The 18,930-nt window shown below is 64.9% G+C and carries 23 protein-coding genes; 17 read left to right on the forward strand and 6 right to left on the reverse strand.

The genetic code is table 11. The annotated features are described in order from the left end of the window. The first annotated feature begins 130 nt into the window (after positions 1-130). The 7 genes from ACVWW1_RS33920 to ACVWW1_RS33950 all read left to right on the forward strand — a co-directional run bounded on the left by ACVWW1_RS33920 (position 131) and on the right by ACVWW1_RS33950 (position 8,324). Positions 131-1,786: a fatty acid--CoA ligase gene (locus tag ACVWW1_RS33920; RefSeq protein WP_456658881.1), complete on the forward strand. Its 1,656-nt coding sequence runs from the start codon at positions 131-133 to the stop codon at positions 1,784-1,786. Positions 1,787-1,828: 42 nt separating this feature from the next. Next, complete coding sequence (locus ACVWW1_RS33925) at positions 1,829-2,305, forward strand: MaoC family dehydratase (protein ID WP_456658882.1); 477 nt, start codon at positions 1,829-1,831, stop codon at positions 2,303-2,305. Next, a complete protein-coding gene (locus tag ACVWW1_RS33930; RefSeq protein ID WP_456658883.1) occupies positions 2,302-4,002 on the forward strand; it encodes an alpha/beta fold hydrolase in 1,701 nt (566 codons plus the stop codon). The genes ACVWW1_RS33925 and ACVWW1_RS33930 overlap by 4 nt, the downstream gene beginning before the upstream one ends. After that, positions 3,999-4,946, forward strand: coding sequence for a poly(3-hydroxyalkanoate) depolymerase (gene phaZ / locus ACVWW1_RS33935; protein ID WP_456658884.1), 948 nt, complete (start codon positions 3,999-4,001; stop codon positions 4,944-4,946). Before ACVWW1_RS33930 ends, phaZ begins: the two co-directional genes overlap by 4 nt. A gap of 23 nt (positions 4,947-4,969) precedes the next feature. Next, complete coding sequence (locus ACVWW1_RS33940; RefSeq protein ID WP_456658885.1) at positions 4,970-5,398, forward strand: phasin family protein; 429 nt, start codon at positions 4,970-4,972, stop codon at positions 5,396-5,398. A gap of 89 nt (positions 5,399-5,487) precedes the next feature. Further along, a complete protein-coding gene (locus tag ACVWW1_RS33945) occupies positions 5,488-6,705 on the forward strand; it encodes an acyl-CoA dehydrogenase family protein (RefSeq protein WP_456658886.1) in 1,218 nt (405 codons plus the stop codon). A gap of 74 nt (positions 6,706-6,779) precedes the next feature. Further along, complete coding sequence (locus ACVWW1_RS33950; protein ID WP_456658887.1) at positions 6,780-8,324, forward strand: acetolactate synthase large subunit; 1,545 nt, start codon at positions 6,780-6,782, stop codon at positions 8,322-8,324. Positions 8,325-8,350: 26 nt separating this feature from the next. Here the strand turns inward: ACVWW1_RS33950 and ACVWW1_RS33955 are convergent, their stop codons facing one another. From ACVWW1_RS33955 to ACVWW1_RS33970, 4 genes are read right to left on the reverse strand one after another with little or no spacing between them, the layout of a single operon-like run. Then, positions 8,351-9,586 carry an MFS transporter gene (locus ACVWW1_RS33955; RefSeq protein WP_456658888.1) on the reverse strand — a complete coding sequence of 412 codons (1,236 nt, stop codon included), beginning with the start codon at positions 9,584-9,586 and terminating at the stop codon, positions 8,351-8,353. Next, the gene (locus ACVWW1_RS33960; RefSeq protein WP_456658889.1) at positions 9,583-9,912 is read right to left on the reverse strand and encodes a hypothetical protein; all 330 of its coding nucleotides are present in this window, start codon (positions 9,910-9,912) and stop codon (positions 9,583-9,585) included. The genes ACVWW1_RS33955 and ACVWW1_RS33960 overlap by 4 nt, the downstream gene beginning before the upstream one ends. Continuing rightward, complete coding sequence (locus tag ACVWW1_RS33965; RefSeq protein WP_456658890.1) at positions 9,899-10,474, reverse strand: isochorismatase family protein; 576 nt, start codon at positions 10,472-10,474, stop codon at positions 9,899-9,901. The genes ACVWW1_RS33960 and ACVWW1_RS33965 overlap by 14 nt, the downstream gene beginning before the upstream one ends. A gap of 40 nt (positions 10,475-10,514) precedes the next feature. Next, a complete protein-coding gene (locus ACVWW1_RS33970; protein WP_176534061.1) occupies positions 10,515-10,967 on the reverse strand; it encodes a MarR family winged helix-turn-helix transcriptional regulator in 453 nt (150 codons plus the stop codon). 465 nt (positions 10,968-11,432) lie between these two features. On the opposite strand from ACVWW1_RS33970, the gene ACVWW1_RS33975 reads away from it, so the two are divergent. Next, positions 11,433-12,173: an alginate lyase family protein gene (locus tag ACVWW1_RS33975; protein ID WP_456660740.1), complete on the forward strand. Its 741-nt coding sequence runs from the start codon at positions 11,433-11,435 to the stop codon at positions 12,171-12,173. Positions 12,174-12,210: 37 nt separating this feature from the next. Here the strand turns inward: ACVWW1_RS33975 and ACVWW1_RS33980 are convergent, their stop codons facing one another. Continuing rightward, positions 12,211-12,438: a hypothetical protein gene (locus ACVWW1_RS33980; protein WP_456658891.1), complete on the reverse strand. Its 228-nt coding sequence runs from the start codon at positions 12,436-12,438 to the stop codon at positions 12,211-12,213. A 326-nt stretch (positions 12,439-12,764) separates the two neighbouring features. Here ACVWW1_RS33980 and ACVWW1_RS33985 point away from each other — a divergent pair, with 326 nt between their 5' ends. From ACVWW1_RS33985 to ACVWW1_RS34000, 4 genes are all read left to right on the forward strand, one after another. Further along, the gene (locus ACVWW1_RS33985) at positions 12,765-13,835 is read left to right on the forward strand and encodes a histidine kinase (RefSeq protein ID WP_456658892.1); all 1,071 of its coding nucleotides are present in this window, start codon (positions 12,765-12,767) and stop codon (positions 13,833-13,835) included. Positions 13,836-13,943: 108 nt separating this feature from the next. Then, positions 13,944-14,444: a response regulator gene (locus ACVWW1_RS33990; RefSeq protein ID WP_456658893.1), complete on the forward strand. Its 501-nt coding sequence runs from the start codon at positions 13,944-13,946 to the stop codon at positions 14,442-14,444. 13 nt (positions 14,445-14,457) lie between these two features. Beyond that, a complete protein-coding gene (locus ACVWW1_RS33995; RefSeq protein WP_456660741.1) occupies positions 14,458-14,601 on the forward strand; it encodes a response regulator transcription factor in 144 nt (47 codons plus the stop codon). A 160-nt stretch (positions 14,602-14,761) separates the two neighbouring features. After that, complete coding sequence (locus tag ACVWW1_RS34000) at positions 14,762-15,124, forward strand: hypothetical protein (protein ID WP_224924685.1); 363 nt, start codon at positions 14,762-14,764, stop codon at positions 15,122-15,124. On the opposite strand, the gene ACVWW1_RS34005 is transcribed toward ACVWW1_RS34000, so the two are convergent. Further along, the gene (locus tag ACVWW1_RS34005; protein WP_456658894.1) at positions 15,090-15,500 is read right to left on the reverse strand and encodes a hypothetical protein; all 411 of its coding nucleotides are present in this window, start codon (positions 15,498-15,500) and stop codon (positions 15,090-15,092) included. The two genes, ACVWW1_RS34000 and ACVWW1_RS34005, sit on opposite strands and share 35 nt — an antisense overlap. Here ACVWW1_RS34005 and ACVWW1_RS34010 point away from each other — a divergent pair. The 5 genes from ACVWW1_RS34010 (at position 15,454) to ACVWW1_RS34030 (ending at position 18,899) form a co-directional block, all read left to right on the forward strand. Then, complete coding sequence (locus ACVWW1_RS34010) at positions 15,454-16,884, forward strand: OmpA family protein (RefSeq protein WP_456658895.1); 1,431 nt, start codon at positions 15,454-15,456, stop codon at positions 16,882-16,884. The two genes, ACVWW1_RS34005 and ACVWW1_RS34010, sit on opposite strands and share 47 nt — an antisense overlap. Then, on the forward strand, positions 16,884-17,384 hold the full coding sequence (locus ACVWW1_RS34015; protein ID WP_456658896.1) for a Rab family GTPase: 501 nt from the start codon (positions 16,884-16,886) through the stop codon (positions 17,382-17,384). Before ACVWW1_RS34010 ends, ACVWW1_RS34015 begins: the two co-directional genes overlap by 1 nt. Before the next feature lie 384 nt (positions 17,385-17,768). After that, positions 17,769-18,182, forward strand: coding sequence for a DUF3597 domain-containing protein (locus ACVWW1_RS34020; RefSeq protein WP_207833648.1), 414 nt, complete (start codon positions 17,769-17,771; stop codon positions 18,180-18,182). A gap of 183 nt (positions 18,183-18,365) precedes the next feature. After that, entirely contained in the window at positions 18,366-18,644 is a 279-nt protein-coding gene (locus tag ACVWW1_RS34025; RefSeq protein WP_207833646.1) for a hypothetical protein, read from the forward strand. Between the two features lie 90 nt (positions 18,645-18,734). Continuing rightward, positions 18,735-18,899 (forward strand): hypothetical protein, encoded by a 165-nt coding sequence (locus tag ACVWW1_RS34030; protein ID WP_456658897.1) that lies wholly within the window; start codon positions 18,735-18,737, stop codon positions 18,897-18,899. Positions 18,900-18,930: the final 31 nt, after the last annotated feature.

Consider the following 18,930-nt stretch of genomic DNA (forward strand, 5'->3'; position numbering starts at 1 on the left):
GTCACGCGAGGCTTCGTCCTAATGTCACACGGTCAGACCGTCGTGATGCAGCACGGCAGACCACACGATCCGCTCGCTTAGAACTGCGGACGCAACGGTCGGAGGACATGCCAGGTCGAGGGAGGCTTCCATGGTTGGAAGGCTGATTCAGACTGCCCAATCCGCCTATCACTATCCGCTCATCTTCAAGCAGCTTTGGCACACGCCGAGCGTCCAGGCGCCGGACCAGGAGATCGTCTATCGAGATCTCAAGCGCCAGACCTATCGACAGACCCGAGAGCGGATCGGCCGTCTCGCCTCGGCGCTCAGCAAGGCCGGCGTCGAGCCCGGCGACACCGTCGGCGTGCTCGAATGGGACAGCCATCGTTTCCTCGAAGCCTTCTTCGCGATCCCGATGATGGGCGCTGTGCTGCAGACGGTGAACGTCCGCCTGTCACCGGAGCAGATCGCCTATACGATCGATCATGCCGGCGCATCGACGCTGCTGGTCAATGAAGAGTTCGTCGGATTGCTTGAAGGCATCAAGGCGCAGCTGCCCAAGGTCAAGCGGATGATCGTGATGTCGGACAAGCCGTCGCCGCAGACCGGCAGCCTGTCCTTTATCGGCGAGTATGAGGGCCTGCTCGCGGCGGCCTCGCCGGATTACGACTTTCCCGATTTCGACGAGAATACCCAGGCCACCACCTTCTACACGACCGGCACCACCGGTCTGCCGAAGGGCGTCTATTACAGCCACCGCCAGCTCGTGCTGCACACGATCGCCGGTCTCGCACTGTTCGGCATGGCCGGGTCGCAGGGGCGCTTCTCGCGCGACGACGTCTACATGCCGATCACGCCGATGTTCCACGTTCACGCCTGGGGCTTTCCGTGGTCGGCGACGCTGGCCGGCACCAAGCAGGTCTACCCCGGCCGCTACGAGGTGCCGGCGATGCTGGTCAAGCTGATCAAGAGCGAAGGCGTCACCTTCACCCACGGCGTGCCGACCATCCTGCAGATGCTGCTCAACGCCGCCGCTGCGGCCAAGGTCGATCTCCAGGGCCTCAAGATGGTGATCGGCGGCTCGGCGTTGCCGAAGGCGCTGGCCAAGCAGGCGATGGAGGCCGGCATCGACATCTTCGCGGGTTACGGCATGTCGGAGACCGGCCCGCTTGCCGCGGTCTCCCATGTCCAATCCAGGGATCTCAGCGGCGATCCTGACGGCGAGGTCGAATTCCGCACCCGCGCCGGCATGGCCGGCCCGCTGGTCGATTTGCGCATCGTCGATCCCGACATGAAGGACGTGCCGCATGACGGCAAGTCGCCCGGCGAGATCGTGCTGCGGGCGCCCTGGCTCACCCAGGGCTACTTCAACAATCCTGAGGGCTCGGAGCAGCTCTGGGAAGGCGGCTATCTGCACACCAGCGATATCGCCGTGGTCAGCCCGGGCGGCTACGTCCAGATCACCGACCGGATCAAGGATGTGATCAAGACCGGTGGCGAATGGGTCTCCTCGCTGCAGATCGAGGATCTGATCTCGCAATGCGCCGGCGTGGCCGAGGCCGCGGTGATCGGCGTCAAGGACGAGAAATGGGGCGAGCGGCCGCTCGCGCTCGTGGTCAAGAAACCGTCCGGTACGGACGGCCTCAGCGACGACGCCATCAAGGATCATCTCAAGCTGTTCGCCGACAAGGGCGTGATCTCGAAATACGGCATCCCCGGCAAGATCTTGTTCATCGACAGCATTCCAAAGACCAGTGTCGGCAAGATCAACAAGAAGGAGCTGCGCGAGCTGTACGGCGACATGTGACGGCTCCGGTGCAGTCGAGAAAAGATCGTGGAGGACGATGTCATGAGCAACCTCACACTTGCCGGCCTGGGCGAACACCTCGGAAAGGAGCTCGGGCTCTCCGATTGGGTCACGATCGATCAGCAACGCATCGACGCGTTTGCGTCCTGCACCGGCGATCACCAGTGGATTCACGTCGATGTCGAACGCGCGAAGCGGGAGAGTCCGTTCCGCGGTCCGATAGCGCATGGCTATCTGACGCTCGCGATGGTGGCGCCGCTGGCGATGCAGGTCGGCATCATCCCGCGCGATGCCGCCGCCGGGTTGAACTACGGGGTCGACAAGGTGCGCTTCCTGGCGCCGGTGCCATCAGGCGCGCGGGTGCGGCTGAGGGTCGTGCTGTCCGGCGTTGAGCCGAGGGACGGCGGCCAAGTGATCATGAAAACCCTGAACACGCTGGAGGTCGAAGGTTCCGAGAAGCCGGCACTGATCGCCGAGACGCTGGCCCTTCTGATCCCCGCGGCGGGAGCAAAGCAATGAGCACGGAAAATCGCAGTCCGGAGTCCTCGGCGTCTGACATGTCCGAGGCGGCGTCCAGGAATACGCTGGCGCTCAATCCGCTGGTCGGCATCCAGGGGCAGGACCTCGTCGAGGGCGCCGGCATCCTGTTCAAGGCGGTCATCAACGAGCCGAAGGTCGCGACCGAGCAGTGGCTGTCGTTCGTCGGCGAGCTCGGCTCGATCGCCGCCGGCAAATCCGAGCGCGCACCGAAGGCCGGCGACAAGCGGTTTGCCGATCCGACCTGGAAGGAGAGCTCGCTGCACTCCGGCCTGCTCAAGGCCTATCTGGCGTGGGGCGAGGCGGTCAACGGCCTGGTCGACAAGACCAGCCTCAGCAACATCGACAAGCAGCGCGCGCATCTGATTACGGATATCCTGATCGATGCGGTCGCGCCGACCAACACGATGCTCACCAACCCGGCGGCGGTCCGCAAGTTCATCGACACCGGCGGGCAGAGCCTGTGGAGCGGCCTGAAGAACTACATCGGTGATCTGACGCAGAATCGCGGCATGCCGTCGATGGTGGATATGAGCGCGTTCAAGGTCGGGGAGAACCTCGCGACCACGCCGGGAGCAGTGATCTTCCGCAACGAGCTGATCGAGTTGATCCAGTACACCCCGACGACGCCGACGGTCAGGAAGCGGCCGCTTTTGATCACGCCGCCGCAGATCAACAAGTACTACGCGCTCGACCTGTCGCCGGACAAGAGCATGGTTCGCTTCCTGCTGGAGAGCGGCTTCCAGGTCTTTGCCGTGAGCTGGCGCAACCCGACCGCGGCGCATCGCGACTGGGGGCTCGACACCTATGTCGCGGCGCTCGACGAGGCGGTCGACGCGGCGCGCGAGATTTCCGGCAGCGCGGACATCTCGATGATGGGATCCTGCTCCGGCGGCATCACCTCGACGGCCTATTTCGCGACGCTCGGCAGCGCCACTGAAAAGAAGATCAAGAATTTGGTGCTGGCGGTCTGCCTGCTCGATCCCAACTCGGCCGAGGAGAGCACGTTCGGCTGCCTGATGACGCCGGAGACCATGCGCGTGGCCAAGGCGACGTCGCAGCTGCGCGGCATCGTCGATGGCCACGACCTGGCGCGGATGTTCGCCTGGATGCGGCCCAACGACCTGATCTGGAACTACTGGGTCAACAACTACCTGCTCGGCAACCAGCCGCCGGCGTTCGACATTCTCTATTGGAACGCCGACACGACCCGCCTGCCGGCGGCGCTGCACGGCGACTATCTGGATCTCTATTTCTCCAACCCGTTCGTCAACGCCGGCAAGCTGACGCTCAACGACAAGACCATCGACATGAGCAAGGTCAAGGCCGACAGCTATGTCGTCGCAGGGGTGACCGACCACATCACGCCGTGGAAGGGCGTCTACAAGACCGCCCAGATCATGGGCGAGGGCACTACCTTCGTGCTGTCGAACAGCGGGCACCTGCAGAGCCTGCTCAATCCGCCGAGCAATCCGAAGGCGTCCTTCATGATCGGGCCGATCTCCACGGACAAGCCCGATGCGTTCATGGCCTCGGCGGAGAAGCGCAAGGGCAGCTGGTGGCTCGACTGGCGCGACTGGCTGCAGGCGCGTTCGGGGCGACGAGGTGGCGGCGCCCGCCTCGCTCGGCAGCGCGCGCTATCCATCCCTTGGCGCGGCACCGGGGACCTACGTCTTTGACTGACGATCTCACCAGCGCTGACGAGGCCGGGCCGTCGGCGGCTGCGCAGCGTGGCACGATCGAGACGCGGCAGATCACGATCGACGGCCAGCTGCTTCAGGCCGCGATCAGGCACGGCGACGGTAGCGGGCCGCCATTACTGTTGTTCAACGGGATCGGCGCCAATTGGGAGCTGGCGAAGCCGTTCCTCGATGCGCTGACCGGCACCGCCATCATCTTCGACGTGCCCGGCATCGGCGGATCGCCAAGGCCGGCATGGCCGTATCGTCCGTCGACCCTGGCGCGGCTCGCCGCCGGGCTCGTTGCCGAGCTGGGCTATGCCGAGGTCGATGTCGCCGGCGTGTCCTGGGGCGGCGGCATCGCGCAGCAATTCGCGCATCAGTTTCCAAAGCGCTGTCGCCGCCTGGTGCTCGCCGCGACCGCGCCCGGTTTCACCATGGTGCCGGCAAGCCCGTCGGTGCTGTGGAAGATGGCGACGCCGCGCCGCTACACCGACAAGGGCTACATGAAAACGATCGCCGCCGAGATCTATGGCGGGGCGTTTCGCGACGATCCGTCATTGATCGGCCGGCATGCGGCCGCGATGCACGGCGCGCGCAGCATGGGCTACTTCTATCAGCTGCTCGCGATGACCGGCTGGACCAGTCTGCCCTGGCTGTGGTCGCTGCCGCAGCCGACGCTGATCCTGATGGGCAGTGACGATCCGCTGGTTCCTCCGGTCAACGGTCAGATCATGGCGAGCCTGATCCCGAACGCCGAGCTGCGCCTGATCGACGACGGACACCTGTTCATGGTGACGCGGCCAAAGGAAACCGCCGACCTGATCGAAGCGTTTCTGGCTGACGAGAGCCGTCAGGCCGTGTCGTCATCCCTGCTCTCGCGAACGACGAGCTACTTCAGGGATCTCGTTCCAACGTCCGGAGGCGGGCGACAGAAGCCTTAAACACAGCAACCAGGGAGGATATCGTGACCGACAATGCCTCTTACATCGATATGCTGCGGAAGTTCGGCAGTGATCTCGGCTTGCCGAAGCTGAATGTGGACGAATTGCTGCAAGCTCAAAAGAAGAACCTCGAGGCGCTCGGCCTGAGCGCGAAGGTTGCGGCCCAGGGCGCGCAATCGGTGGCGCAGAAGCAGCGCGAGGTGATTGAGGCGGGCTTGCGCGAGGCCTCGACCTTGGCGCGCGAGTACAAACCGCTCGGCAAGATTCATGAGAACCTCGCCTTGCAAACCGAGTTCGCGCGAAAGGTGTTCGATATCGCGGTCAAGGGCGCGCAGGACAGCGCGTCGACGGCGCGGCAGTCGACCACGGAAGCGGTGAAGATCATCCAGGACCGGATGAAGGAGAATTTCGAGGAGTTCCGCGCCAGCGTCCGCCCGAACAAGCCAACCTGACGTCACGTTGAGATGAATCCCCGGCAGGGCGTGGGTCCTGTCGGGAGCGCGATAAGGGCGAAGCATCGCCATGCATCAGGGAGCGTACCATGGCTAACGCGCAGGCGACACGGCCACCCAAGCCCGATTACGCGCCGCCGCCGATCAATGGTGATTTCTACGGGATTGCCACCGTCCTCAACGACAAGGAGCGCGCGCTGGCGCAGCGCGTGCGCGCATTCACCGAGGGCGTGGTCGCGCCGGTCATCGAGGAGTTCTGGAGCCGCGACGAATTTCCGTTCGCGATCATTCCGAAGATGGCCGAGATCGGCATCGGCGGCGTCGGCTACCAGGGCTATGGCGCGGCCGGCGGCAGCTGGCTGCTGAACGGCTTTGTCGCGATGGAGCTGGCGCGGGTCGATTCCTCGGTTGCGACCTTCTGGGGCGTGCACACCGGGCTTTCGGCGGGCTCGATCTATCTGTGCGGCGACGAGGCCCAGAAGCAGCGCTGGCTGCCGGCGATGATGCGCTTCGAGAAGATCGGCTCGTTTGGTCTCACGGAGCCGCTGGTCGGCTCGGCGACGTCGGGCGGGATGCTGACCACCTGCCGGCGCGAGGGCGACGTCTGGATCCTCAACGGCCAGAAGAAGTGGATCGGCAACGCCACGTTCGCCGACATCAACGTGATTTGGGCGCGCGAGGAAGGCTCCAACCAGGTCAAGGGCTTTGTCGTAGCCAAGGACAATCCGGGCTTCTCGGTCGAGAAGATCAAGACCAAGATGGCGCTCCGCGTGGTGCAGAACGGCCTGATCACGCTGAAGGACTGCCGCGTGCCCGAGGCGGACCGGCTGCAGAACGCCAACTCCTTCAAGGACACCGCCAAGGTGCTGCGCATGACCCGCACCGGCGTGGCGTGGTTCGCCGTCGGCTGCGCGATGGGCGCTTATGAGCATGCGCTGCGTTATGCAACCGAGCGGCAGCAGTTCGGCAGGCCGATCGGCGGCTTCCAGCTGGTGCAGGACCTGCTGGTCCGGATGCTCGGCAACGTCACCGCGACGCAGGCGATGATGCTGCGGCTCGGGCAGATGCAGGACGAGGGCGTGATGCTGGACGAGCACGCCTCGCTGGCGAAGGCGTTCTGCACCGTCAAATGCCGCGAGACGGTCGGCTATGCGCGCGAGCTGCTGGGCGGCAACGGCATCCTGCTCGAGAACCATATCGGCCGCTTCGTGGCCGATGCCGAGGCGATCTACTCCTATGAGGGCACCCGCGAGATGAACACCCTGATCGTCGGCAAGTCGATCACGGGGCTGAGTGCCTTCGTCTGACATGACGGAACGGAACGCCCTAGGTGGGAACATCATAACGAGCCAGGCGATCAATCACACGACGGAGAAGCGGCATGAACGGCGCGGAAAGTCTTTTGCGGACGCTCGTCGAATCGGGTGTCGAGGTCTGTTTCGGCAATCCGGGCACGTCGGAGATGCACTTCGTAGCGGCCCTCGACAGGGTCAAGGGCATGCGGGTCGTGCTTGGCCTGTTCGAAGGTGCGGTGACCGGCATGGCCGACGGCTACGGTCGCATGGCTGAGAAGCCGGCCGCGACGCTGCTGCATCTCGGACCGGGCCTCGCGAACGGACTAGCCAATCTCCACAACGCGCGACGCGCGGCGACACCGATCGTCAATATCGTCGGTGACCACGCGACCTATCACGCGCAATATGACGCGCCGCTCGCTTCCGACGTCCATGGTTTCGCGCGGCCGGTCTCCGCGTGGGTGCATTCGTCGGCAAGTGCCCAGACGGTCGCCGCGGACGGCGCTCGCGCCGTTCAGGCTGCGCTGCAATATCCAGGTCAGATCGCGACCTTGATCCTGCCCGCTGACACCGCCTGGCTGGAAGCTGATCGCCCGGCGCCGGCCTTGCCGAAGCCGATGCCGGAGGAGGTTTCGACTGAGGCGATCGACCAGGCTGCGGCCGCGCTCCGATCCGGCAAGAAAACCATGATGCTGATCCGCGGAGCCGCGCTGAAGGAGCGCGGGCTCAACGCGGCCGGCCGGATCGCCGCGGCGACCGGCGCACGGATCGCCTGCGATACTTTTGCACCACGTTGCCAGCGCGGAGCCGGCCGCGTGCCCCTCGAACGCATTCCCTATTTCGCCGAGCAAATTGTCGAGTTCATGAACGGGACGGAGCAGCTCATCCTGGTCGGCGCCAAGCCTCCCGTCAGCTTCTTCGCCTATCCGAACAAGCCGTCCTGGTGCACGCCCGAGGATTGCAGGATTCTCTATCTCGCTCACGCGCATGAGGATGGTGCGGTTGCCTTGGAGGCTCTTGCCCACGCAGTGAAGGCGGCGCGTCTGCCGCTGCACGTCGGCGTATTGAACAAGCCAGATATTCCAGCCGGACCGCTTGATGCGCGGACGGCCGGACAGGTCATTGCCCATTATCTTCCTGATGGTGCCATCATTTCCGACGAAGGCGCAACGGCAGGGGGCGGCGTACATCGATTTGCAGCCAGTATCGAGCCACACGATCATCTGGCGCTGACCGGCGGCGCGATTGGACAGGGCATCCCTCTCGCCACAGGCGCTGCGGTCGCCTGCCCGGACCGGAAAGTCGTCTGTCTCCACGGTGACGGTGGGGCAATGTATACGCTGCAGGCGTTGTGGACACAGGCCCGGGAGCAGCTCGACGTCACCACGGTGATCTTTGCCAACCGCTCCTACGCGATTCTCAACATCGAGCTCGGGCGGGTCGGAGCCGGCGATCCGGGACCCAAGGCCTTTTCGATGCTCGATCTGCACAATCCCGAGCTTGATTGGGTCAAACTTGCGTCCGGCATGGGCGTAGAGGCGAGCTGCGCAACGTCGGTTGAGGAATTCGCGAGCCAGTTCGCCAGCGCGATGAAAAATCGCGGTCCCCGTCTGATCGAGGTCATTTTGTGATTTAAGCGTCGGCTTGACCGAGCTGCTTACCGCTTCACCGCGGGCGGCAGGTGGCTTGCTTCGTCGTCCCGTTGAGAAAGGAAGGTGATCGCCACGACTGCAGCCGCAAAGCCGGCGGCGGCGCCGACCCCGAGTGCCCAGCGCGGGCCGAGGTGATCGGCGACCCAGCCGACGATCGGTGCGCCGATCGGCGTGCCGCCCAGCGCCACGCCGAGCCGCAGCGCCATCACCCGGCCGCGCATCGCAGGCTCGGTCGAGAGCTGCATCAGCGCGTTCGAGGTGTTGGTAACGGTAAGCGCGGCGACGCCGATCACGACGAGCGCGGCGGCGAACAGCCAATAGTTCGGCGCCAGTGCGGCCAGCGTGCAGCCGAGGCCAAAGATCGCAGAGCCCAGCATCAGGGAAGAGAATCGCGGCTGATCGCGGCTCGCGGCCAACAGCGCGCCCGACATCGTGCCGAGCGCCATCACCGACGACAGCAGCCCGAAGCCGCGCGCATCGGTGTGGAACACGCCGACCGCCATGGTGGAAATGAAGATCGGAAAGTTCAGTCCGAAGGTCCCGATCAGGAACAGCATGATCAGCGTCGCCCGGAGATCCGGGCGGGACCACACATAGTGGAAACCCTGCATGACGCTGCCCTTGGTGGGATGGGCCCGCGCATTGGGACGCAGCTCGGAGGTGCGCAGCAGGGTCAGCGAGGTCAGCACCGCAAGAAACGAGGCGCCGTTGAACAGGAACGCCCAGCCGGTGCCGACGGAGGCGATGATGAGGCCGGCGACGGCGGGGCCGATCATCCGCGCGGCATTGAACGAGGTCGAGTTCAGCGCGATCGCGTTCGACAGGTTCGTGTCGCTGACCAGCTCGGCCACGAAGGTCTGGCGCACCGGCGCGTCGAGCGCTGCCGCGCAGCCGAACAGCAAGGCGAATACATAGACGTGCCAGAGCTGCACCAGTCCGGTGACGGTGAGAATCCCGAGGACCAGCGCGAGCGCGCCCATCGTCGCCTGGGTTGCCATCAGCAGCTTGCGCTGGTTGAAATGATCGGCGGCAAAGCCGCTCCACGGCATCAATAATAGCTGTGGCCCGAATTGCAGCGCCATCACGACGCCGACGGCGGATGCGCTATGCTGCGTCAGCTGGGTGAGGACGAGCCAGTCCTGGGCGGCGCGCTGCATCCAGGTGCCGATGTTGGACATCAGCGCGCCGGCCGCCCAGACACGGTAGTTGAAGCTTGTGAGCGATCGAAAGACGCGTCTCATGGTCTTTGTGGTTCATTGCCGCCGTGAAACCGTCCGAACCGCCGCGCCAGCAACAGGCCGATCAGCAGGCCGCCGAGACCGAGCGCTGCGACGTCGCTTGTCGTTCTCAAGCCGAAGTCGCCGACGCGGCAGACCAGGAGATATCCAACGGCGAGGTTGAAGAAGCCCCACACGATGTTGACGGTCGATGACGACAGGCCCTCGCCGGGCGGCTTCGCGAACGGGCTCTGGAACGGTTCGCCCATCATGCCGGCGACGACGTGGGGGATCGCGTTGGTGAGGAAGGCGCCGCCGAAAAAGTAGGTGACGAGGTCAAGCCAGTTCATGCGCATTGGTCCTTTCAAGCAGATCGATGATCGCCTGCGTCGAGCCGGTTTCGCCGAGCCGCGGGAACACCTGTTCGATGCTGTAGTCATGTGCGTTCGGCCGCGCATCGGTCATGGCGTCGATCGCAAGCGCGACATTGAAGCCGGCTTCGTAGGCCTGCCGTGCTGTGGATTCGACGCCGGTGCCGGTCGCAACGCCGGCGACCACGACCTGCGTGACGCCGCGGGCGCGCAGCTGCTTCTCAATATCGGTGCTGGCGAACGCACCCCACGTCCGCTTGGTCACGACGATGTCGCCCGGCTGCCGGTCGAGCTCCGGAATCAGGTCGGTCCAGCCGTCGGGAAATTGTCCACTGTGGCGCGGCCGCTCGGTTCGTCCGGGTGCCGTGCCGCCGACATTGACCAGCACGATCGGCAATCCATGCCGTCGAAACGCATTGATGAGGGCGCGGGCGCGAACCACGACGTCTCCGAACGGATGCACGAACGGTGCGCCGACGAGCCCTGATTGCAGATCGACGACAATGAGGGCGGTGATCGGATCGAGCGTCGTCAGAGCCATGATCGCTTCCTGTTTCCACAATTGCGCAGCGCGGCCGACATCAATCCGCGACCAGCCGTTTCAGCAGGCCGACGGCGGCGGCGAGTTCATCCTGCTCTCGCGCCGACAGCCGCGCGGCGATGGTGCGCGACAGCCAGTCCTGCCGCGCGGCGCGGCCGGTGCGCAGCCGCTCGCGGCAGCTATCGGTGAGCGACATGATGGTCTGCCGGCCGTCGTCCGGATCGGGCGCGCCGCGCACCAGGCCCGCGGCCTCGAGCGCTGATATCGCCGAGCTCATCGACTGCGGACGCATCCCTTCCGACCGGGCCAGACTGGACACGGTTGCGGGGCCGTCCCTTTCGAGGCGCAGCAGGACCGCGACTTGGGACGGCGGAAGATCCTCACGCTGCCCCTGCTCACGCAGCCGGCGCTTCAGCGTTCCGATCAACAAACGAAGATCCTCGGCGAGCGCCGATGTGCGCGCTGATCCGTTACGGGCCGCTGAATTGTTCATGCCGAACATCCTTGCATATATGAAGGTAAACTGTAAAGATTTTCTTCGCAGGTTACCTTCATATTTCCGTGATCGTCAGCGCCGTGGCAGAGCATCGTTGGACGATGCTTGAAAATCTGAACGGCCGCTGAACTCGGTTCTGGCGCGCATCACATTAGATTTGGTTGTGATGTTGCGCGCGTATGTCGATGGCTGCGCCGGCGCTCACGATGCGGCGTCTCGTCCCCGCGGTGGCTCGCGGAGTTGTTTGGAATGAAGTTTGATGTTCGTTTAACGGCGGTCGGCGTATCGATCGTCCTTGCTTGCCTCGCGTAGCCGGCAGCGGCCCGGACATGCGAGGCGCGACCGGCGCTGACATCGGTCGATCCGCCCGGCTTCTACCGGGATGCAGGCGGTTACGCGGAAGCGATCAAGCCGCTGCATGCGTTCATTGCGCAGGTCAACAAGGCCGCCGATGAACGGGAGCTGGATTGCGTCATGGACTTGCTCGCAGGCTGGGCGAGGGGAGGTGCGCTGCTGACGATCGGCGCGAATTATCAGGGCGATTTCGAGCGCTCCTGGGCCGGGACCGATTTCGCGCTCGCGTTGCTGCGCTTCCCCAACGCGTCGACCAAGGCCGATCACCGTTTCCAGCAGATCAAACCATGGCTGATCCGGATTGCCGAGGAAACCCGCGATGCCGATCGCATCAACCACCTCGGCAACAATCTGGTCTATTGGGCAGGGCTCGATCTGATGTCGATCGGCACCCTGACGGATCGCGGTGATCTGGTCGATGCCGGCATTTCCCGGGCGCGCCAGGGCATCAGGGACATCGGCGCCCACGGCGAATTGGAACGCGAGTTGAAGCGTGGCGAGCGCGCGCTGCACTACCACAACTTCGCGCTGATCCCGCTGGTGTTCTGCGCCGAGCTGGCAAGCCGCCGGAAGGTCGACCTCTATGCGGAGAACAACGGAGCGATCCGTCGGCTCGCGGACCTGGTCGTTCGCGCGGTGCAGGACGAGCGCAGCTTCGGCGCTCTCACCAACGTTCCGCAGCAGCTCTTCCCCTGGACGTTTCAGGGAGACCTTGCCTGGATGGAGCCGTATTACGCCCGGTTTCACGATCCGCGCTTGCCGCCAATTCTCAGCTCGAGAAGGCCTTTGAATAATCCGAGGCTTGGCGGCAACGTGACGGCGACCTGGGGCGCGCCCCTGCCGGACTAGGCTCGGTCGGAGGTGCGCAGTACCTCGATGACGTGTGCTATTCGCTCTCGCTGGTCGCCGGCGCCGCGTACATGTCCCGTGCGCGCTTGGTCACCGCCGCATAGCGCGCGGTCGCGCTGAGGGTCATCAAGCCGGCGCGCACCAGTCCCAGGATGGCGCGGCGTGAATGGAACGGGCCGGTCTTGCTCGCGGCATATCCGCGCGGGTAGAGCTGCAGGCGGCCGGCGAGCGCTTCCTGCAACGCCAGCATCTGGGTCGCGCTCATGCGCCGGCGCCGCGCAGGCTTTTCCGCTTCCGCCAACATGAGCTCGATACCCAACGATTTCCGTGGCGCGGCCTTCATTGTCAGCTCACACTCCGGCCGACTGGCGCGACCTTCCGCGAGGCGCGGCGCCCGGCCGGCATCGCCATGGACGCCGGCATGTGGCACATCATGGCTTGCGCTGTTGCTCATTCGTACGACAGAACCGCATTTCGAGCGGCGGCGGCATCTGACGAAAGTCAGGATCAGTTATGACGAAAGTCATATTCGTTTGCGGCCGCTGCCGGCTTACGGCAGAGTGGGCTGCTCGCTGAGTTGATGGGCAACGCATGATCGATTTGAGCGCGGATTTGCTTGCGGCGGCAGGAGCCGACGTCATCGGTCTCGCCGTCATCGGTGCCGACCGAAGCATGCAGCGGAAGATCGGGCGGCTGGTCGAATGGCTTCCCGCGATCGGCGTCGATTGTTGCGCATGCATGCTGCTGGTCGGCATGGAGGCCGAGCTGGCGGCGCTTGCCGGAGGCCAGCGGGACATGATCGCACTGGCCGGTGTCCGCGGTGCCTCGCCTGACATCGCGCAGCCGATGACGGCGGTCGTGCTGTGGAACGGCGCGCAGTCGCATTACTTCGTCATCGCCATGCCGGACTTCGCGGGACGTCAGGTCGAAACGCTGCTCGGCAGCGAGCGCCGGGCCCGCCGCCTGATGGAGCAGCAGCTCGAGGCGGCGAGCGCGGAAGTGCGTTTTGCCTCGCTGGCGCGGACGCGGCTGCGGCTGGCGCGCGACCTGCACGATACGCTGGTGCATTCGATCGTGGCGCTGCTGACCCAGATCCGGCTGATCAGGCATTATCTTTCGGCCGACCCGGCGCGCGTGACGGACAGCCTTGCAACCGCCGAAGACGCAGCAGCGAGCGGGCTCTCGCGTGCCCGCGAGGCCATCGATCGCCTGCGCACGCCCGACGATTTGAAGCTTGATCCCGATGTCGAGGGACTGCTCAGCGACTTCGCGGCGCGCAGCGGCGTCAGGGTGTCGATCCAGATCGACGAAGAGGCGCGTCCCGGCTTGCGCGATTGCGGCTTGACGGTTCAACGCATCCTCAGCGAGGCATTGCGCAATGTTCAGGCACATGCGAAGGCACGCCGTGTCTCGTTTCACGCCTTCGAGGCGCCGGCCGCGGTCGGTCGCAAGCTCGTTGTCGAGATCCGCGACGACGGCCGCGGCTTCGATCTCGCGGTGCCCACTCCCGGACATTTCGGATTGATCGGGATGGCCGAATTTGCTGAACTCGTCGGCGGAAGCTGCACGGTGGAGAGCGCGCCCGGACAGGGAACGCTGGTCCGGATATCGCTCCCCGTGGCGGCGCCGCCGGCAGCGTCTGCCGGCCTGCTGGCCGATTGATGTCGTTGCCGCGCATTCGGAGCGTTTTCGAGCGAAGTGGCTACCGGTTCGCGTCAAGAAAACGCGAGCAGCAAGACAACTGGACCTTCGAGAGGATGACTGAAGCCCGTGAGCAGAATTGAGAAGGTGCGGGTGCTGATCGCCGAGGATCAGACCCTGATCAGGGAAGGTATCGCCACACTGCTTGCCCAGCAGAACGACGATTTCGAGATCCTTCCCGGTGCGTCCGACGGCGAGCAGGCCATCGAATTCGCGCGGCGCTATCGGCCGGACGTCATCCTGATGGACCTGCAGATGCCGCGTGTCGACGGTATCGCGGCGACCCAGCGGATCCTGCGCGAGCTGCCGCAGACCCATATCGTGGTGCTGACGACATTCGAGACCAACGATCTGATCTTCGAGGCGGTCAGCGCGGGCGCCAAGGCGTATCTGCTGAAGGACGCCAGGATGGAGGAGATCGCATCGACCATCCGCGCGGTGATCAACGGCCAGTCCGGGCTGTCGCCCAGCGTCGCCGCGCGCATCCTCGACGAGTTCAAGCGGCTGCGCGGCCCGCGCGTCTCGGCGAAGCTGCCGGTTCGCGAACGGGCTGACGGCGCGGGAGAATGAAATTCTCACGCTGATCGTCGAGGGCAAGAGCAATACCGAGATCGGTGAACGGCTGCATTTGGCCGAGGGCACGGTGAAGAACTATGTCAGCACCATTTTGGAAAAATGCCAGGTCAAGAACCGTACGGAACTGGCAATAAAGGCAATAACTTACTAAAAACAATTACCTCCAATCGCACACCACGCGGTTGATCCGGCTGAGATTGCTCGCGTTTCTCTGGGCCGCGCCGACAAAATTGGCTATAGGTTTGTTTCGGATTTGCTTTTTGACACGGCAGGTCGCGGATTGCGCGGCTTTGACTAAACAGGGAATGACCATGAAGGGTATCGAGCGCCAGACCAAGGATACCGATGGACTGGCAAACGCGGCGGCCGGCAACGGCGCGGACGCCGCGGCGCATGGCATGGCGGCAATCGATCAGGTCCGCGATCTCCTGTTCGGCGGCGCGCAACGCTCGATTGAGACCAACCTCTCGGGTCTGCGCGAGGAGATGCAGGCCTCGCTGAAGCAGATGCAGGCGGACTTTACCAACGAGCTCACCGCGCTGCAGGCGCGGCTCTCCGACCTCGAACGCGATACCGAGCAGAAGCGCCTCGACTCGCTGAAGGATGTCGGTGCGGCCATCACCCAGCTCGGCGCTGCCATCAGCGGATTGGGATCCGGCCGCACGGGCAAATAGCATGGCAGCTGCTGCTGGCCAGAACCGCGAGATCGAGCAGCTCAGGACATTGCTGTTTCAGCCCGAGGCGACGCGTCTGACGTCGCTGGAGGCCGATCTCGACTCGCTGCAGCGCTATGTCGGCAACGCCGATCGCCTGGAGACGGCCACCGCCGGCATTCTGGTCGAGGCGCTGGAGCGCGCCGAGGTCAACCGGCCGCGCGAGCTCGCCACCGCGATCGCGCCGGTCGTGGTCTCCGCGATCCGCAGCGAGATCAAGAATTCGCGCGAGCAGATGATCGAGGCGCTCTATCCGATCTTTAATCGTCGGCCGGCTGGTCAGCGCCGCGGTGGCGAACGCGTTCCGGGAACTGGTTGCCTCGCTCGAGCAGCGCATCAATGCGCTGACCTCGGCGCAATTGTGGGTCGGACGGGTCAAGTCGCTGGTCACGGGACGTCCGATCAGCGAGTTCGTGCTCGCCGACAGCCCGCCGCAGATCAACCGGCTCCTGATCATCGAACGCGGCAATGGCCGCCTGGTCGCCGACTGGAAGCGCGAGGCGACCGTCGACGAGCGCGCCGACCTGCTCAGCGCCATGGTTGCGGCGATCCTTGAATTCTCCGTGCAGGCGCTGGCCGGCGAAGGCAATCTGCAAACGCTCGATTTCGGCGGACGGCAGCTCGCGCTGCGCGCATCGCCCCGCTTCATCCTGGCGGCGGAGTGCCTGGGGCCGCTGCGCCCCGCCGACAATGCCAGGATCAATTCGCTGTTCTTCGATGCGATCGAGCGGATCGACCGCGGCGCGGATTGCGACGGGCCGATGCTGGCCTCGCTCGCAGCCGCGATCGAGACCGACGATACGCCGCGGCGGATCGCGAGCCGGCGCGGCAAGGTGATCCTGTTCGCCGTGCTCGCCGCTGTGGCCGCGCTGTTGCTTTATTTTGCCGTGACCTCGGTGACGCGCGCGCTGCTGGAGCGGCGGACCCATGCCGCGCTGGAGCAGCTCGCCGCGAAGCAGCCCCTGCTGGCCACGTTCCCGCTGCGGCTCGAGTTCGATCACGGCAACGCAAGCGTGGCCGTGTCGGGCCTCGAGCCCAGTCAGTTTGAGACAGCGCCACTGATCGACACGCTCGCTGCGGCCGCGGCGCCGTACAAGGTCATCGACCGCATCGGACTGGTGTCCACGCCGGAGCAGGCGGCGGCATCGCAGGCCGGCATTGCAGGCCTGCAGCAGAGCCTGACGCGCCTGCAGGCGAGCCTCGACCAGATGCGCGAAGCGATGGGCGCGCAGGCGAAGTCGGGCGACCAGAAATATGCCGCTCTCGCCGCGCAGTATGACAAGCTCGGCGAGCAGTACGCGAAGTTGAGCGAGCAGGCTGCGAAGCTGCAATCCGTCGCCGACGGTCCGGCGGCGCGGCTCGACCGCTTCATCGCCTCGACCGCGGTCTTTTTCGTCAACAATTCAGACGAATTCCTCGACAACGACCAGGCCGAGCAGCAGCTGCGCGAGCTCGCCGGGCTGCTGACGAACAATGATCTCAGGCTGCGGATCGTCGGCTACGCCGATCAGAGCGGCACCGAAGGCACCAACAAGACGCTCGGGCGCAAGCGGGCGGAGCAGGTGCAGCGCAGGTTGATCGCGCTCGGCGTCGACCCGTCGCGGCTGATCTTGGTGTCGCGCGCCGCGACGATGCCGATCACCGACCGGCTCGACGCCACCGCCGGCGGCAACCGCCGCGTGGCGTTCGAGACGGTCTATCGAGGCGAAGTGGCCCGCTGATGCTCACCGCAAAAGTCATGCTGCTCGGCGATATGGGGGTCGGCAAGACGTCGATCCTCTATCGGCTGATCTACAACCGGTTCGAGGGCCAGTACAAATCGACGCTGGGCGTCGAGATCCTGAGCCATGACGTGGTGCCGGCGGATGGCAGCGATCCGATGCGCCTCGTGCTGTGGGACACTGACGGCGATTTCGGCACGCAGATCTTCGACACCGTCTATGTCACCGGTGCATCCGCCGCCATCATCGTGTCCGATGTCACGCGGCCGCAGACTGTGACCCGCATGGTCGAGCTGGTCCGCGGTTTCGAGGAGCGATTCCCGGGCCGGCCCTACCGGGCGCTGCTCAACAAGATCGACCTGCCGGAAGCCGCCGGCAGCGCCGGCGCGATTGCCGAACTCGCCAAGTCGAGCGTCAAGCCGGTCAGCGCCAAGACCGGCGTCGGCGTTGCCGAATGCTTTGTCGAGCTCGCCCAGACCATTCGCCGCCGTCAGCTCTAGAGCATTTTCGGTTCTGATCGAATCAGAACCGAAGCTCTAGATTCTTGTTTTGACGCGTTTTCTTCACGCGAACCGGTGTCCACTTCGCTCGAAAACGCTCTGGTTCATATAACTCCGCACAGGTTTGTGTCAGCCGTCCCGACTTCTCGGGGCTGGCGAATCGGGCCGGGACGGCTGACTTCATCGCACGTGGGGCGTACGATGAAACGCGCGCGACATGCGGTGCATGACCGCACGAATCTCTCCCCGAATGCACCACGCCGTCCCAAACCCCGATAGTGACGATGGTCATCTTCCGCTCGGCCAATGGCCTGCCTATCGTCCACGCGTCACTGGAACCAGTCGCGGGACCAACGGTGTCCCGGGCGTACGGAGTGAGAGAACATGAGCATTTTTGGAAGCATCATGGGTGCAATCTTCGGCCACGGTGCCCAGGCCAAAACCGCTGAGACCACAGCGACGGCAGCACCCGGCACCTCGCCGGCATCGACGTCAACGTCTGCATCTGCATCGCCGGCACCCGGCACATCCGCGGCGCAGACGGTCGACGTCGCGGCGATCGTCGACAAGGCGGCGGCTGCCACCGGCGAGAAGCTCGACTGGCGCACCTCGATCGTCGACCTGTTGAAGGCGCTTGGCCTCGACAGCAGCCTTGCTGCGCGCAAGGAGCTCGCCAAGGAGCTGCACTACACCGGCGATACCAACAACACCGCCACCATGAATGTCTGGCTGCATCAGCAGGTGATGGCCAAGCTCGCCGCCAATGGCGGCAAGCTGCCGGCCGACATCAAGACCTGATCACCACCTCGAGCCGTGCGCGGCGCTATGCATGATGCGGAAAAGTGCGAAGCGGTCTTCCCTCGCGACAAACGCGTGGCGTTTGCGCGGAGATCATGCTCAAGCAAAAGGCTAAAGCGCGACATCGCGCTTTAGCGTCGCGCACGGCTCCGAACCATGTGTATTGCGTGAGGAGCAGTTGCGATGACCTCATCTCATCTTGCCGTCCTGAACAGGTCGCGGACCGGCGTCGTTGCCGCTTCGATCGGCGCGGGACTCGGCCTTGCGGCAATGGCGCTGGGCATCACCGTCGCCCGCGCCGACAACGCCGGCGACGAGCCGCAGCCGGTGCACGCGAATGCCGGTGTGCAGCGCGCCGCGCAGACCCTGCCGCCGGCGCGGGTCATCCTGCCGGCACCGTGGGAGCAGGCGGCGCCTGCGCAGCCGGTCGCAACATCAGCGAAGCCGTCAGATCACAAATAATCTTCGCGCCTCCGTCGCGGCCGTCGATCCACGCATCGCGTCACGGTCGCCGCGAATGGCCCGCACACCACCCAGCTCTGGAGCCTCATCATGCCAGAACAGGTCAAGCTGCCCCGGAAATTGTCGCAAGAGCCCGGCGGTCCGCCGTCGCTGCGGCCGAGCCACCGACGGGTCATCGAGGACCTCGACCGCTGGGCCAACAGCCCCGGCCCGCAGCCGCCGAGCGACGGAGACAAGGACGACGACAAGCACTAGCGTGCTCCAATCCGCAGTTGATCTGCGGCGA

This window comes from Bradyrhizobium sp. JR3.5 (genome assembly GCF_054057015.1).

Bases quoted from the DNA above. Each gene is read 5' to 3' on its own strand.
- ACVWW1_RS33960 (WP_456658889.1), bottom strand. From the start codon at position 9,912: ATGAACTGGCTTGACCTCGTCACCTACTTTTTCGGCGGCGCCTTCCTC.
- ACVWW1_RS33945 (WP_456658886.1), top strand. From the start codon at position 5,488: ATGGCTAACGCGCAGGCGACACGGCCACCCAAGCCCGATTACGCGCCG.
- ACVWW1_RS33985 (WP_456658892.1), top strand. From the start codon at position 12,765: ATGATCGATTTGAGCGCGGATTTGCTTGCGGCGGCAGGAGCCGACGTC.
- ACVWW1_RS34030 (WP_456658897.1), top strand. From the start codon at position 18,735: ATGCCAGAACAGGTCAAGCTGCCCCGGAAATTGTCGCAAGAGCCCGGC.
- ACVWW1_RS34000 (WP_224924685.1), top strand. From the start codon at position 14,762: ATGAAGGGTATCGAGCGCCAGACCAAGGATACCGATGGACTGGCAAAC.
- ACVWW1_RS33950 (WP_456658887.1), top strand. From the start codon at position 6,780: ATGAACGGCGCGGAAAGTCTTTTGCGGACGCTCGTCGAATCGGGTGTC.
- ACVWW1_RS33970 (WP_176534061.1), bottom strand. From the start codon at position 10,967: ATGAACAATTCAGCGGCCCGTAACGGATCAGCGCGCACATCGGCGCTC.
- ACVWW1_RS33920 (WP_456658881.1), top strand. From the start codon at position 131: ATGGTTGGAAGGCTGATTCAGACTGCCCAATCCGCCTATCACTATCCG.
- ACVWW1_RS34020 (WP_207833648.1), top strand. From the start codon at position 17,769: ATGAGCATTTTTGGAAGCATCATGGGTGCAATCTTCGGCCACGGTGCC.
- ACVWW1_RS33930 (WP_456658883.1), top strand. From the start codon at position 2,302: ATGAGCACGGAAAATCGCAGTCCGGAGTCCTCGGCGTCTGACATGTCC.
- ACVWW1_RS34005 (WP_456658894.1), bottom strand. From the start codon at position 15,500: ATGCGCTGCTCGAGCGAGGCAACCAGTTCCCGGAACGCGTTCGCCACC.
- ACVWW1_RS33925 (WP_456658882.1), top strand. From the start codon at position 1,829: ATGAGCAACCTCACACTTGCCGGCCTGGGCGAACACCTCGGAAAGGAG.
- ACVWW1_RS33965 (WP_456658890.1), bottom strand. From the start codon at position 10,474: ATGGCTCTGACGACGCTCGATCCGATCACCGCCCTCATTGTCGTCGAT.
- ACVWW1_RS33980 (WP_456658891.1), bottom strand. From the start codon at position 12,438: ATGAGCGCGACCCAGATGCTGGCGTTGCAGGAAGCGCTCGCCGGCCGC.
- ACVWW1_RS34015 (WP_456658896.1), top strand. From the start codon at position 16,884: ATGCTCACCGCAAAAGTCATGCTGCTCGGCGATATGGGGGTCGGCAAG.
- ACVWW1_RS34025 (WP_207833646.1), top strand. From the start codon at position 18,366: ATGACCTCATCTCATCTTGCCGTCCTGAACAGGTCGCGGACCGGCGTC.
- ACVWW1_RS33955 (WP_456658888.1), bottom strand. From the start codon at position 9,586: ATGAGACGCGTCTTTCGATCGCTCACAAGCTTCAACTACCGTGTCTGG.